The organism is Litchfieldia alkalitelluris (genome assembly GCF_002019645.1).
GTDB classification, from domain to species: domain Bacteria; phylum Bacillota; class Bacilli; order Bacillales; family Bacillaceae_L; genus Litchfieldia; species Litchfieldia alkalitelluris.
Window position 1 is genome coordinate 4,574,909 of sequence record NZ_KV917374.1, and the last position, 14,586, is coordinate 4,589,494.

Sequence of the window (14,586 nt, forward strand, 5' to 3'; positions counted from 1 at the left end):
GAAAAATTTCCCTTATTGACTAGTAATACTTGAAAATAGGTAATTTTGCTTTATATAAGGGAAAAAACTCCTCCTATTCAGCTCAAAACTAACTCTAATCTGCAATTAACGGAAAAATCTCCTCTTATTTATCGCTAGATACGGACATGATTTTTTATTTAAAAATGTTAAGGTGAAGGTGGGTACTTATTGTGTTAGATTTCTAAACAATTGCTAATTAACCTGCTGATTAACGTTATCTCCCTCTCAATCGAACTGGTTAATACACAATAGGAGTTTGCAGACTCCAAAGCATCATCGATCATCCTAGAGAGCTAGGCATTACTAAAATAAATCTAACAAAAAAATGAAGATAATATAAAAAATAGGGTACCCTTCTGTTTGTAAAGGTACCCTTTTATTCCTTCCACTGATATTTAATTAAATCAATTTCCCCATATGCCCCTATGTCTACCCCCTCAATTTCCAGGTTCATTTTTTGCTCATTGAACGAGGCATCGTCTTTCATAGCAATTTGCCCCTTTGCATTAATAACCCTATGCCAAGGAAGGTTATACTTTCTACTCATCGAATGGAGAACACGGACTACCTGTCGTGCAGCTCTTGGACTTCCCGCGAGTCTGGCAACTTGTCCATATGTCATTACCCTACCTTTAGGAATTCCTTGAATAATATCAATGACTTTTTCGGTAAAGGGTGTCATTACATAATCCTTTCCTTAACTTCCATTGTTTCTTATCATTTTGACTTTTTGAGTATACCAAGATATTCACTCCAAGGCCCCACATCCGTTCTATATCTCTCTGCCATCACTCGAACTATTTGAGAGATATGTGTTAGATCATGAATTACCCATGTTGAAATCAACTCTCTTACCTTCACTACACCAAATGCCGGGTGAATCCCCGTTAATTCTAAATGTGATTCCGGGTCAATTATTGTGCCAAGTTTCAATATATTATCTGATCTAAGTTGTTTAAATTCGAGCAAGCTATTTTCGATTGAGTTTGTTGGTTCATCATTATTTAGATGTGAATAACGATTGAATGGAGGGAATGCCTTACTTTCACCTTCTTGTAAAATCATTTCTAGCCTTGGAATCCAATTATTTTTCTCACCTTCAATCAGGTGTTCGATCACCTCCGAGACATTCCATGTTCCTTCCCCTTCATTACATAGCAACCAACCATTAGACAAACCAGACACAAAATACTCTAATGTTTTAGGTGTCCGCTCCAACATTTCAATTGCTTCTTTCATCTTAAAATTCATTCTTTTCCTCCCTTGAACCTTCTATCTCATATGATAAAAATTCAACCAAGTATTCCATTATTAAGTAATATCTAGTTGTTTTTAAAATTCCACAAAAAAGTGCACTAATCCTTCTTTTGAGGACCAATGCACTTTTAATTTTATTAAAAAAGAATGAAATAAATAACCACTGCCAATACGATACGGTAAATTGCAAATGGCACTAGTTTAATTTTATTGATCAATTTCAAGAAAAACTGGATAGACAATAATGCAACAATAAATGCACTAACAAAACCTACAATGAAGAAGGGAATTACATCTTGGGTAAAATATTCTAAATTACCAAGTATAGATATAGCACTTGCACCTAACATAATTGGAACAGCCATAATAAATGTGAAATCCGCGGCAGTCCGATGACTAAGCCCTAATAGAACTCCACCAGAGATAGTTGATCCCGACCTAGAGAATCCCGGCCATAGTGCGATACATTGGAATAGTCCAATTAGAAAGGCTTGTTTATAGGTAATCTTATCAACAGTTTCAATAACCTCTGTTTTTGGACGATATTTATCAGCGATAATCATCAAAATCGCACCTGCAACTAATCCAATTAGTACTGTTTTCGTAGAGAATAAGTACGTATCGATATAATCCTCAAACAATAATCCAAGAATTCCTGCTGGCAGTAATCCAACAAAAATCTGACGTAGTGTTAACCTTGGCCCGTCATTTTTCACTTTACTTAGACCTAACAAATTTTTAAATCTGTCTTTAAAAAGTAACACCACAGCTAAAATAGAACCAAGTTGTATGACAACTTTAAATGTATTAGCAACTTCCTGAGAATATAAGTCCTTTGATCTTAAAAAAGCATCATCAACAATAATCATATGCCCTGTTGAAGAGACAGGAGCAAATTCAGTTAAACCTTCTACAATCCCAAGTATCAGCGCTACAAAAAATTCCCACAAACTCAATTTCGTTTCCCCTCACTCTATTTAAAATAGGCTGTTTTCGTAAGCTTTGTTGCTGTTGAATACTCTTTTTGTTTTTCCACTTAAAACTAGGGTACATGAGCAACAATCTTTCAGAAGGAGCCTTAAAATAAAACAATAAGAATATCATACTTGGAATGATAGAAAATAGATATAAAAAATTCTCTAACCGTACTCCTTTATTTTACGAAAAAAAGAGACCCAGTTGTAGACCGAGCCTTTAGTGTTTGTTTTTATTTAACAATCATTACCGGACAATTTGCGCGCTTTGCTATTTTGTGACTAACACTGCCAAGGACCATTTCCTGAAGTGCATTTAAACCTCGACTACCGACTACCGCAACATCAAATTCATGTTGGTTAATATACTCCACGATTGCTGGTCCCGGTTCACCTTTTAACATTTCCACTTGATATTGAATGTTTGAATCCTTTGCCATTTTCTCGATGGATTTTACTCTTTCTTCTTTTGGACTGGTTATATCTATACTATTCCAATTTTGCAACACATCTGATTTTGATTTATCTGTATCTTTTACATAAACTACAACTACTTTTGAACCCTCTGTACACTTTGCAATTTCGATTGCTTTGTTTGCAGCCCGAACAGAATGCTCTGACCCGTCCCAGGCTAACAAAATCTTCTTAAACATTTCAGCTCCTCCTCTCATTAATGTGCACTTAACTTTCTACTTAACTTATCAATAAGTTCTGAGCTCGATTTATTCAATCCTATAATTTCAACTTGTTTTCCCTTTTCTTCAAATTTCAAAACAATCTTATCAATTGCAGCAACGGCTGAATCATCCCATAAATGAGATTCGGTTAGGTCTAATACGACATGATCTTTATCTCCAATATCGTAATTAAATTCTTGCACTACATCGGAAACAGAAGCGAAGAAGAGTTCTCCTTTGAACTCGTAGATCACCCGATTTGCTTTCGATGATTTCGAAACCTTCACTCTTGATATTTTAGATACAAATATAACTGCACTAAGTATTACTCCTGTTAACACACCAATCGCTAAGTTATGAGTAAAAATAACAGTTAACACTGTAACAATCATAACAATAGAATCAGTGATAGGTACAATACGCAAGGTTCGCAAAGAATTCCAATCAAATGTTCCTATGGCAACCATGAACATCACTCCAACTAATGCTGCCATTGGTATTTGTGCAACGATATCACCTAGGAATACAATAAGCATGATAAGAACAGTACCAGCAATAAAAGCTGAAAGCCTTCCTCTACCACCAGACTTAACATTAATTACAGATTGTCCAATCATAGCACAACCAGCCATTCCACCAAAGAATCCAGCTGCAATATTAGCAATACCTTGCCCCCTTGACTCCATATTTTTATTACTAGGAGTATCTGTTAAATCATCAACAATCGTTGCTGTTAATAAAGTTTCCACCAAACCAACAATTGCTAAACCTATCGAATATGGAAAAATAATCGATAATGTCTCTAAATTAAGTGGTACCTGAGGAATAAATAGTGATGGAAAAGCGCTTGTTAGTGCTCCCATATCTCCCACTGTTCTAACCTCACTTCCGGTCATGATTGCTAAAATTGTAATGACTACAATGGCAATCAACGGTGAAGGGACCACTTTTGTTAAATAAGGTAATAAATAAATGATAAGTAGAGCCCCAATAACCATTAAATACATGTCAAAACCTTCACCTATAAAATGCTGAAATTGCGAAGTGAAAATTAAAATAGCTAGCGCATTCACAAAGCCGACCATGACCGATCGAGGAATAAACTTCATGTATTTAGCTAGCTTTAAGATCCCAAATACAATCTGTAAAATCCCTGTAAGTATTGTTGCTGCTAATAAATAATGAAGACCATGCTCTGCGACTAAATCAATCATTAATAATGCCATTGCACCTGTTGCAGCAGAAATCATCCCAGGCCTTCCCCCTACAAAGGCAATAACAACTGAAATGATAAATGAAGCATATAGTCCAACCATAGGATCAACACCAGCGATAATGGAAAAGGCAATCGCTTCAGGGATTAGTGCAAGTGCAACCACCAATCCAGCTAGAAGGTCTCCTCTCACATTTCCTAACCAAGATTCCTTCCAATTCATCATATCTCTCCTAACATGCTAAATTTCTAAGAGTTAATATTCCCAAGAATAGTACAAACAATGAGTGGACAGGTTGGTTTAAGAACTTAGGAGACATATCGCAGATTAGCATTTGAAAAAGTTTACCCTGAATATAACCTAGGTAGTGGCGTTCCATGTGCTGCGATCCACTTGCTTTCCGCGGGGTACCTCATCGCTCATAGGCAATCTGCTTTCATTCTCAATGGTACGAATATAAAGTCTTAATGGTATTTCTGGCATAATCAAAAAAAGCCTTTTGGTAGGCTTTTTTAATTATTTTCTTAATAATCAGATAATTATTATTATAGGAACTTCATTTCACAATCATTACAGGGCATTTTGCTTTCTTTGCTACCTTATGGCTTACGCTTCCAAGTACCATTTCTTGAAGTTTGTTTAAGCCTCTACTCCCTAAAACAATTACATCAGACTTATAATCTGTGGCGTGTTTTAATATCTGTGGAACTGGATCTCCTCTTACAATTTTCAACTCATAGTTAATTCCCGCTTCTTTTGCTTTTTCTGTAATAGAATGAAACTTTTTCGTTCGCTGATCTGTAACCTGTAATAAATCCCAGTTTCGTAGGACATCATATTTTGAAGTATTTCCGTCTACCACATATAGAACATTAATAAAAGAATCTCTATCAATCTTAGCAAGTTCAATTGCCTTTTCCGCTGCTTTTAGAGAGTGTAATGAACCATCGGCTGGAACAAGTATATTTCTAAACATCCAATTTCCCCTCTCGTTTTTATCTAATTATAAATTATATTCAATTACCTCGGAAGCGGTTTCATTAATATTCAAAAAATATACTTATTTTTTGATCAGTGCCGGAATTTGAGACTTTTCTAGTTCATTTCGCTCTCTATATCCATGAGCAAATGCATTAGAAATCTCATTTGATTCACTTCCTCCATCGATTACTACAGCAAGGGAATCAGACACCTCCTTTGATTCCCTTTCTCCCCCGATTCTCTACTGAAAGGGAATCAGACACCTTCTCTGATTCCCTTTCTCCCCCGATTCTCTACTGGAAGGAATCAGACACTCTCTTTGGATTCACTTTCTCCCAACTTAAACATCCTCCCCCTAAAAGACAGAAAAAGGAATCAAGGTTCCCCCTTGATTCCCGTTAAACCACCATTATTCTAACCATAAATATTACTTAACAATAAGCACAGGACAATTTACTCTTTTAGCAACTTTATGGCTTACGCTACCTAGTACCATTTCTTGCAACGCATTCAGTCCTCTACTCCCCAGGACAACAAGGTTGAAATCTTGATCATTTGCATAATCAACAATAGATGGACCAGCATCACCATGGAGAAGAGTTATCTTGTAATCTATATTTTTAGCTTTTAACAATTCTTCTGTTTTTTCTAGCCGTTGCTTTCGATTTTGCTCAATCAACTCTGTATTACCATTGTGTAATACGTCCGTTTTGGAGGTTGTTGAGTCAACAACATAGACAATTTCTAGTACCGCATTTGGTGTTCCTGATGCAATATATGCAGCCTTTTCAGCTGCTCTTACAGCATGATTTGATCCATCTGAAGCTAATAATATTTTTGAAAACATTAGATTCCCTCCCAGCAACCACTTAACAATTACATTCTAATTTTTTGTCACTTAATGCTAAAACATTACCCGTACTATTAAATTACCAAACCACTCCGATTGAAGGGCATGTATTTTAACATTATAACTCTTTCTATGTTTTTATGATTTCTAATCTTATAAATTGGGAGCATAGCAAACAAGTGAGCCTGGCCTATTATAGCATTCTCGTAAAAACTTCATTTAAGCATATAACAACTTATTTACTCTTTTACTTCTCAATTTCTACCCATCACAAGCTTACTTTCAAAACATAGAATATTCCATATGAAAATTAAATAAGAGGGATAGCCCCCTTATTTTCTAGAAATTTATTTCACCTTCCAATTGATCCGGACTAATCACAAGGCACCCATCTTCAGCGACTTCAATAAGTCCCCTTTTTCTCAATTGACTTAAGGTTCGGCTCATTGTTTCTCTTGTCGTTCCAATCATATTTCCTAATTCTCTGTTCGTAAAATTGGTCGTGATTTTATATTTTTCATCTAGTTGAACACCATTTGACTTACACAAACGTAGCAGCAGCATGATAATCTGTTCGTAAGTATCCCGGAGAATTTTCTCTTCCAAACGATTTTGAAGGTCGACTAATTTATCACCCAATACTTTAAAAAGCTTCACACAGAGTTCTGGGTATTTAAGGAGCACACCTTCAAATTGATGAATTGGAATGACGATTAACTCCGCTGTTTCAAGGATTTCTGCGTGTGCAGGAAAAAAGCCTTTTCTAAAAAAACCGGCGTGTGGAAACATTTCTCCCGCTTCAAGAATCGATACAATTTTGTTCCTTTCCAGAAATATCAGTTTTATGAATTTTCACCATTCCGGACCGAATAAAAAAAACACGATCAAGTGGTTCACCTTGCATAAAAACAAATGATCTATTCTTGTATATTCTCATTTGAGAAATCTCAACAATATGATTAATCTCTCCATCTGAAAGTTGCTTAAAAAGTGAAACACCTTGTAAGTGTTTTTTTATCACCTCTAATTTCAAAATAGATCGCTCCTCTACACTTTTATCTAGTTTCTATTTTAGTCGTATTTAAGATTGTTTAGAGTGAGAAATATCATATAATTAATGATTATTTTTTAGGAAGGTTAGTAAAATTCCATTCCTATGGATGTCTACCCTGAAAAAAGAAAAGCGGAAGGCGCTCGTTCATCGGCGACAGTCAAAAGACAAGACGGCTAGAAGGTTGCTCTTTAACCTTCTAGATGGATTGACTTATGACCCCGAGCCGATAGCGCCTGGAGCTAGACACCAAGCTAAGTATAAATTACTAACTTTTTTCATTCACCATGGTGCGAAATACTTGTTTAGCATGGAAGTCTACCCTGAAAATAAAATTGGCCAGAAGGCAACACTAAATAAAGGGTACCTTTTTGGTTTTTTAAAAAAGTTCCCTACATATATTTGTATCTAAATATTATGGTTGATTTTTAAGCGGACTGTAATGGATGTCTTATTTCGTATCCTAAATTTGTTAAGTGTTTGATAGCTTTTTTCTTTTTCACTTCTAAGGCCTTCTCACTATAGTAATTAGAACCAAGTTCTTTGTAACTCTCTTTTCTAGTTAATAAGTGATAAGCAATGACTAAGATTTGATGTGCAATGGCGACTTTTGCTTTGTTGGTACCGCGTCTTCTTTTTAATCGTTGGTATTTCGCAGCTAAATAACAGTCTTTTTTCCGAGTAGCACTTGAAGCTGATTCAATAAGTGCGCTTCTTAGATATTTATTTCCGTCTCTAGTACGTGCTGTTTTTTTTTTACCTGCACTTTCATTTTGTCCTGGAGCCATACCAGCCCATGCTGCTAAATGAGCAGCGCTTGGGAATCTACTTAAATCTGGGCCGATTTCTGCAATGATATGTTGAGCTGTTTGAATTGCGATTCCCGGGATAGAATCTAACAGTTCAATTTCATCTTTGTATTCTTTTAAGCGTTCCTTTATTTCTAGATCCAACATTTCAATTTGCTTTTCTAAATACTCAATGTGATCAAGTTGACCCTTAAGTAGAAATTTCTGATGAGGCCCAATTAATCCCTTCAATGAACGTTCTAGAAGATCCATCTTCTTACGAAGCTGCTTCTTTGCTAGTTCCGCTAAGAGTGAAGGGTTAGTCTCACCTTTGATTAGTTGGCGAAGCATTAGTCGACCAGAAACACCTAAAATATCAGTAGCTACGGAGCTAAGTTTAATGTTTGCTCCTTCCAAGACCTTTTGAATACGATTAGCTTCCCGGGCACGTTCATCAATTAAACTTCTACGATAACGAACAAGCTCACGCAACTCTCGTTGCTCTCGGTCGGGAATGAAACTCGGTTTTAATAGGCCGTGTTTTAAAAGATCTGCAATCCACTCTGCATCTTTGACATCTGTTTTACGGCCAGGAACTTGTTTAATGTGCTGCGCATTAACCACGTAAGTTTGAAGAGAAGGTTCCAATTCTAATAGATTATAAATTGGTTTCCAGTACACGCCAGTGCTTTCCATTGCTACATGAGTACACTTATTTGACTGAATCCAGTCTACTAGTAAAAGAAGGTCATCGGTCATCGTTCCGAAGGTACGAACTTCTTTACTCTTTGGTGTTAAAATACAAGCTGTAATTGATTTCTTGTGGACATCCATTCCACATACATATTTGCTAATAATCTGCATGAAACAATCACCTACCCAATATTATAGGAACAATGATTATTAAACGGCAGCTTATTGTGTGATCTACCCTACGTGCTTCTCAAATGAGAGCGACAAAACATGGTACACTTACTAACCGCGGTCCGTCTACCCAACGAGCTCAAGACATCAAGACATCCCGACCTCTACTAATAATCATTGTATTAACTTTATGGGCGGGAACGCATATTTTCATGCGCCATGGTGCGAAAATTTTTAGCATTGGGGTCTACCCTGAAAATACCAGGGTTGTGAGTTGCATTCACTGCGATCCACCTGCTTTCCGCGAGGCAGTCCGTGAGCCTCGTCGCTTTTGGTTCCTGCGGGGTCTCACGAGACCGCTAAATCCCGCAGGAGTCAGGTGGCTCTTCGCTCATTCAACACAAGGTGAGTACGCATTTTCATCCTCCATGATGGAAATACTCATTTGCATAAAGGTCTCCTCTTAAAATACTTAGTCTCAGAATCCCCCTCTTTTAGCTTAGCAACTGGATCATAGAGGGCCTATGATTCACTTCGTCCTTGATTTTACTTTCGCAACTGTATCAAAAACACCGGAATCACCTAAATCACTACTCATTATAAGCAATCATTAAGCAAACATTTTTATGCTCAATGGTCGTTTTTTTTAGTATCGAGGACTACCAAAACTTCCACATTAAAAAGCCACCCATATTGGTGGCTTTTCATTTAATAGTATTCATATATATAAGGTTCTTTTGGCTGTTCAATAATCTCTAACTCCGAAATTTGAAGATATGGTAATATCCAATCATTATATTCTGTTGTTGTAATCGTTCCCTTTGCTCGAATCCATTGATCATTTTCTAGCTCCTTTACCAAATCACCTGTTGAAAGTGTTCCATAGATCGAGGCATCAGCTACACAGCATGAAAGACCGAATCTAGCAATAACAATCTGATCTTTAGTAAAATCTAGTTCTCGGTATACAAAACCAACAATCTCAAGTTCTTTTCCAACAAACTGATCTACATTACTGTCAATGATATTCATAATAGGAATATATTTATCCTCTGATACAATAATTGTATCTTGTTTTAATAGCTCTTCTTTGAGCTCATCATAATATTCCTGAGGCACTTCTTGAACTTCAAATCCCTCAGGATGCTCTAAGGGAATCTCTTCTTCACCATATGCAGCTTCTAGGTCATTCATATACTCATCAGGATTCTCTAAATATGCTTCTGCTCTTGATAGATCTCTTTCTTTTAAGGCTGCTGCTTCCTCTGGACTTGGAGGTTTTGTATACAGCCCCGAGCCATACTTAATCCCTCTTGTTTCAATCACTGAGCTATCTAACACATTATCAGCAAAGGTAAAACCTGTAACGATAGGAATAATAAACACTGAATATAGAAGTACCGATCTAATTGGAGACCCTTTTACATGATCATGATCAATTCCACAACCACAGTGAACCTCATCCTCTTTTTTAGAACCACTTCTCCAAATTTGAATAACTCCTAATACAAAAAAGGTGATCGTAGCAAAATAAATAAATGGCATCATCCTTGGCGCAATAAAGTTGATAATATCTCCTGTTAGAATGAGCTTAAACATAAGCATCGTAAAGCCAATTAAAATGATGCCACGGATATATAGATGAAAATGTTGATCTCGGTTCAATTATATCCCCTCCCTTACACTAAGAAAAAATGCTGATAAATTAATATTGAAATGTAGACAACACTAGTGACAACAACCATAAACCAAATGACAAATTTCGCTTTAAAATAGGCAAAAAGCATAATCGTATTTTTTAAATCTAACATTGGTCCATATACTAAGAAAGCTAGAATTGAACCAGCTGTAAAAGTATTGCCAAACGACGATGCCACAAAAGCATCTGCTTCAGAACAAAGTGATAGAACATAAGCAAACACCATCATCACCAATGGGCCTGTAAAATCATTCGATCCAATTGCTAGAAGTATGTTTCGGTCCAGAAAGGTTTGAAATAAACTAGCAATGAAGGCACCCATTATTAAATACTTTCCCATTTCAAAAAACTCGTCGCTCGCATGAAAAAAGGTGGATTTCCATTTATTTGTAAAAATCTGTTCTGAATCCTTGTCTCTACCAGACAACTCTTCCCTGCTCCAGCGGATTTGATCCTTATTTTTAAAGACTAAATATAAGATTAAACCAATAAGTATTGATAGAACAAACGCAAAACCCATTCTCGCATAAACAATCTCAAGATTAGCCTGAAAAGCATAGTACGTAGAGGCAAACACAACTGGATTCAAGATAGGAGCTCCAACTAGAAAGACAACCCCAACATGAAGTGGCATTCCTTTTTTGATTAAACGTCGTACAATTGGAACGATCGCACATTCACATATTGGAAAAATAGCACCTAAAAGGGCTGCTGGTATTAAGGCTGCAAACGCATTTTTAGGAATATATCGTTGCAGCCACTCTTCTGACACGAACGTTTGAATCAATGCCGAAATAAAAACACCCAATAATATGAACGGTATTGCCTCTAAAACAATACTAAGAAAAATTGTATTAACATTTAACCAATCTCTCGGTATATTAAACTCGTTTATTTTAGTGAAATCCACAAACAAAAATAGAAAGATAAATAGGACAATCAAGGCTAGTCCAATGATATCTTTTACTATTGTATTAAGAGAACCTCTCATATCTGTCTCCTATCCAAAAAATATTTTTCCAAACTAATCTTACAGACAGGTTCAAAGCACGTCCATTCCAAAATTTTCCACCTAACTTTTTAATCGGCTGTTTTCGTAAACTTTGGCTTTTGAAAGGTCTTATAAATTCACTATAAACTAAAATACATCATTTACTTTAAACTAGGTCAATCAAGTCCTTTCAGATAAAACAATTTAAAGAAATGAATCTCTTAGTTTAGGGACGAACAACCATAGAAAGATAGATCTTGATAAACTAAAAAGGACAAAGGCAATCCATATTCCGTCGTTTTCATAATAAGGAACAAAAACAGTAAGTGCTATGATAAAGACAATTAAGGCTAGACTAATTGAATTCCTTATTTCCCCTGCTCTTGTCGCACCTGAAAAGATACCCTCTAATTGAAGACCCCAGAATCCAAAGATCGGGAAGATAATCACCCAAAACAATACTTGCGAAGCCACTTCATTTACCTCTGCATTTGGAGTAAATATGCCCAGGATAGCTGTTCCGCTAAAAATAATAGTCATTGAAAGGAAAACTGCTGTAATCAGACCCCATATTGCCGATAAGGCTAAAACTTGTTTATATAATAGCTGATTTTTTTCAGCAATGGCCCTTCCCGTGAGGATACTTGAGGCATTAGCAAATCCACCAAAGAAGTAAGCCATAATGTAATGAATTTGAAGTAAAATGGCATTTGCTGCAAGTGTAACTTCACCCATTTTCGCACCTTCTTTTGTAAAAAGAAAAGTCATAGTAAGCAAACAAATCGTCCTTAAAAAGAGGTCCCGGTTCATTTGTAGCATTCTGATGAAAGGTTTAGAGTCGAAGATTGAGCGCAGGACTGAAGGTGAAATCATCAAAGATCGACTTTTTAAAATTAGAAGTAAACCAAGTATAACTGCACTTATCTCAGATATTAACGTAGCTGTTGCTACTCCTTTTACTCCGAATCCTAGACCTAGAACAAACACAATATCTAAAACAATATTTAAACCATTCATAAATAGTTGGATATACAAGGTCTGTCTTATTTTTGACATTCCCATCATCCAACCAATCATTACATAGCTAGCTAGTGTAAAAGGGGCACCCCAGATTCGAATATAAAAATAAGATTTTGTTTGTTCAGAAACTGCTTCAGTTGTCCCCATTAGTGAAAGGGCTGAAGAAACAATTGGGTATTGAAATAAGATAAATATGATTCCGAACAACGCAGCGATTAGCATGGGCCGAATAAATGCCAGGGATTGTTCCTGTTCTGCGCCAAATGCTTGTGCGGTAAATCCCGTTGTACTTACCCGGAGAAAACCTAATAACCAGTACATAATATTAAAAATAAGGGAACCAACTGCTACCCCACCTATTAAACTTGGATTAGATAGCTGCCCAACAACAGCAGTATCCACGGCTCCTAAAATGGGAGTTGATAACCCTGAAATGACTAAGGGGATAGCAAGAATTAAATAGCTTCGATGGTTTAATAATGCATGAAATTTAGGTTGCTCAACTACTTCTACTTGTCTCATATTTCTCTCCTTGAAACTAGTGTGGTGGTACTTGTATGTACAAAACATCTAAAACTGATCAGTTATATAAAAATTTATTAAAACCTAGACTTTCAGCATATTGCCCTTTAAATTTATTGAATTATTATGGATGAAAGCTTCATAAAGAAATCTGCAAATAGGAATTATTACGATTAATATCATATTTTATTCTACTTCATAAGGCAACCTTTTTTTAATAAGAAAAGATGAAAATAATTTAAACTAAATAAGATTTCCTTTGTCTTGAAACGGAATAATATTACTAAGATATCAATGTACCTCCTTGAACCTAATAAGTAATATGAATGATTATCTGAGGAAGTAATTGCCAACGTCACTTTTAAGTTATTGCAGCTACATTTATTAGCGCCAAGTCCGATGACATTTTTTCCAGTCATAAAGTAAATAATATATTCAACATACATTCTTTAAACAGGGAGGATTTAAGTTGAATGAGCACTTAATCCAAAAGAAACATATAAAAATTGGAGAAATCAATGTCTTCTGTGAATATCTCTTGAATGAAAAACCTCCGATTGTATTAATTCATGGTTTTGTATCATCAACATTCACTTTTAATCGGCTAATTCCCTTATTAGCAAAACATTTTTCGGTATTAGCTATCGACTTGCCAGGCTTTGGTCAAAGTGAAAAATCAAAGAAGTTTATTTACTCCTTTGACCAGTATTCAAATATAATTGTTGAATGTATTAAGCACTTTAACCTCAGAAAGGTATTGCTTGTAGGCCACTCTATGGGTGGTCAAGTTGCCTTATATACAGCTCGAAAGGCACCAAATAATATTTCGAGGATAATACTATTATGTAGTTCAGGATATTTAAAAAGAGCAAGTAAATGGTTAATACTTCTTTCCCATATCCCCTATTTCAGTCTCTTTATCAAATATTATATAAAATACAAAGGGGTCCAAAATAGTCTAAGGAACGTATTTTATCATCAACATTATATTACAGAAGAAGTAATTAATGAGTTTGGAAAACCGTTAAAAGAAGTGGATTTCTATCACGCACTTTGTCGTTTTATTCGTCACCGGGAGGGTGATTTAACAAAAGAACAACTGAAAGAAATATCTGTTCCCACACTGTTGCTTTGGGGAGAAAATGATAAAGTGGTCCCACTAAAAACTGGACAACAATTAGTACAGGACTTACCAATAGCAAACTTAATCACCTACAATAAGACAGGGCATCTTCTAACATTTGAACGAACACGTGAAGTATTCGAACAGATTCTCGCATTTAGTTCTGATGGTCGTTTAAGCCCCGACTAATTAAAAAGCTACTTAATCCAATTAGTTCTGTTTTCTGTCCCCCATCGAAAATGCATCTTAATTTGTACTGGCTGTTATATCTGTTTTTTGGCAAATAATAATTTTGGCTACCTGTTAAACTAACGTCCCTCAAAGCTCTGTTCGCTTCCCAACATAAAAGAGCGGACCTTCTGGGAATCAGATAAGGGAATCAGAAAGTTAGATAAATAAGCGGAAAAACTTCTCTTAATTAGAAAATAGCACTAAAAACAGCTTAAATAGGCGGAAGAATTCCGCCTATTTAAGCAAAAAACGTAAAAATGCGATATTATCATTTGCTTAAACGGAAAATTTCCGCTTATATACCCAAGCTGAGCTCTATTCAG

Annotated in this window: 13 protein-coding genes and 1 pseudogene; 1 reads left to right on the forward strand and 13 read right to left on the reverse strand. The window is 35.8% G+C overall.

Features of this window, described 5'->3' with window-relative positions:
- Nucleotides 1-397: 397 nt before the first annotated feature.
- The 13 genes and pseudogenes from BK579_RS21570 to BK579_RS21630 all read right to left on the reverse strand — a co-directional run bounded on the left by BK579_RS21570 (nt 398) and on the right by BK579_RS21630 (nt 12,909).
- Complete coding sequence (locus tag BK579_RS21570; protein ID WP_078549110.1) at nt 398-703, reverse strand: MGMT family protein; 306 nt, start codon at nt 701-703, stop codon at nt 398-400.
- Between the two features lie 35 nt (nt 704-738).
- A complete protein-coding gene (locus tag BK579_RS21575; protein WP_078549112.1) occupies nt 739-1,272 on the reverse strand; it encodes a DinB family protein in 534 nt (177 codons plus the stop codon).
- 143 nt (nt 1,273-1,415) lie between these two features.
- Nucleotides 1,416-2,234, reverse strand: a complete 819-nt coding sequence (locus BK579_RS21580; protein WP_328589292.1) for an undecaprenyl-diphosphate phosphatase — start codon at nt 2,232-2,234, stop codon at nt 1,416-1,418.
- A 251-nt stretch (nt 2,235-2,485) separates the two neighbouring features.
- Complete coding sequence (locus BK579_RS21585) at nt 2,486-2,905, reverse strand: universal stress protein (RefSeq protein ID WP_078549113.1); 420 nt, start codon at nt 2,903-2,905, stop codon at nt 2,486-2,488.
- Between the two features lie 17 nt (nt 2,906-2,922).
- On the reverse strand, nt 2,923-4,368 hold the full coding sequence (locus tag BK579_RS21590; protein ID WP_078549115.1) for a SulP family inorganic anion transporter: 1,446 nt from the start codon (nt 4,366-4,368) through the stop codon (nt 2,923-2,925).
- 331 nt (nt 4,369-4,699) lie between these two features.
- Nucleotides 4,700-5,119: a universal stress protein gene (locus tag BK579_RS21595; RefSeq protein WP_078549117.1), complete on the reverse strand. Its 420-nt coding sequence runs from the start codon at nt 5,117-5,119 to the stop codon at nt 4,700-4,702.
- An 84-nt stretch (nt 5,120-5,203) separates the two neighbouring features.
- Nucleotides 5,204-5,335 carry a hypothetical protein gene (locus BK579_RS26835; protein ID WP_268876533.1) on the reverse strand — a complete coding sequence of 44 codons (132 nt, stop codon included), beginning with the start codon at nt 5,333-5,335 and terminating at the stop codon, nt 5,204-5,206.
- Between the two features lie 216 nt (nt 5,336-5,551).
- On the reverse strand, nt 5,552-5,971 hold the full coding sequence (locus tag BK579_RS21600) for a universal stress protein (protein ID WP_078549119.1): 420 nt from the start codon (nt 5,969-5,971) through the stop codon (nt 5,552-5,554).
- Nucleotides 5,972-6,313: 342 nt separating this feature from the next.
- A pseudogene (locus tag BK579_RS21605) lies at nt 6,314-7,007 on the reverse strand (Crp/Fnr family transcriptional regulator).
- 446 nt (nt 7,008-7,453) lie between these two features.
- The gene (locus tag BK579_RS21615) at nt 7,454-8,677 is read right to left on the reverse strand and encodes an IS110 family RNA-guided transposase (RefSeq protein ID WP_078548540.1); all 1,224 of its coding nucleotides are present in this window, start codon (nt 8,675-8,677) and stop codon (nt 7,454-7,456) included.
- A gap of 708 nt (nt 8,678-9,385) precedes the next feature.
- Entirely contained in the window at nt 9,386-10,342 is a 957-nt protein-coding gene (locus BK579_RS21620) for a TIGR03943 family putative permease subunit (protein ID WP_235848504.1), read from the reverse strand.
- Nucleotides 10,343-10,356: 14 nt separating this feature from the next.
- Nucleotides 10,357-11,367 (reverse strand): permease, encoded by a 1,011-nt coding sequence (locus BK579_RS21625; protein WP_078549123.1) that lies wholly within the window; start codon nt 11,365-11,367, stop codon nt 10,357-10,359.
- Nucleotides 11,368-11,571: 204 nt separating this feature from the next.
- A complete protein-coding gene (locus BK579_RS21630) occupies nt 11,572-12,909 on the reverse strand; it encodes an MATE family efflux transporter (RefSeq protein ID WP_078549124.1) in 1,338 nt (445 codons plus the stop codon).
- A gap of 469 nt (nt 12,910-13,378) precedes the next feature.
- Between BK579_RS21630 and BK579_RS21635 the strand changes: the two genes are divergently transcribed.
- Entirely contained in the window at nt 13,379-14,221 is an 843-nt protein-coding gene (locus BK579_RS21635; protein WP_078549126.1) for an alpha/beta fold hydrolase, read from the forward strand.
- Nucleotides 14,222-14,586 lie beyond the last annotated feature (365 nt).

Coding starts and splice junctions, on each gene's coding strand:
- BK579_RS21570 (WP_078549110.1), bottom strand. CDS start 703: ATGACACCCTTTACCGAAAAAGTCATTGATATTATTCAAGGAATTCCT.
- BK579_RS21575 (WP_078549112.1), bottom strand. CDS start 1,272: ATGAATTTTAAGATGAAAGAAGCAATTGAAATGTTGGAGCGGACACCT.
- BK579_RS21585 (WP_078549113.1), bottom strand. CDS start 2,905: ATGTTTAAGAAGATTTTGTTAGCCTGGGACGGGTCAGAGCATTCTGTT.
- BK579_RS21590 (WP_078549115.1), bottom strand. CDS start 4,368: ATGATGAATTGGAAGGAATCTTGGTTAGGAAATGTGAGAGGAGACCTT.
- BK579_RS21595 (WP_078549117.1), bottom strand. CDS start 5,119: ATGTTTAGAAATATACTTGTTCCAGCCGATGGTTCATTACACTCTCTA.
- BK579_RS21600 (WP_078549119.1), bottom strand. CDS start 5,971: ATGTTTTCAAAAATATTATTAGCTTCAGATGGATCAAATCATGCTGTA.
- BK579_RS21615 (WP_078548540.1), bottom strand. CDS start 8,677: ATGCAGATTATTAGCAAATATGTATGTGGAATGGATGTCCACAAGAAA.
- BK579_RS21625 (WP_078549123.1), bottom strand. CDS start 11,367: ATGAGAGGTTCTCTTAATACAATAGTAAAAGATATCATTGGACTAGCC.
- BK579_RS21630 (WP_078549124.1), bottom strand. CDS start 12,909: ATGAGACAAGTAGAAGTAGTTGAGCAACCTAAATTTCATGCATTATTA.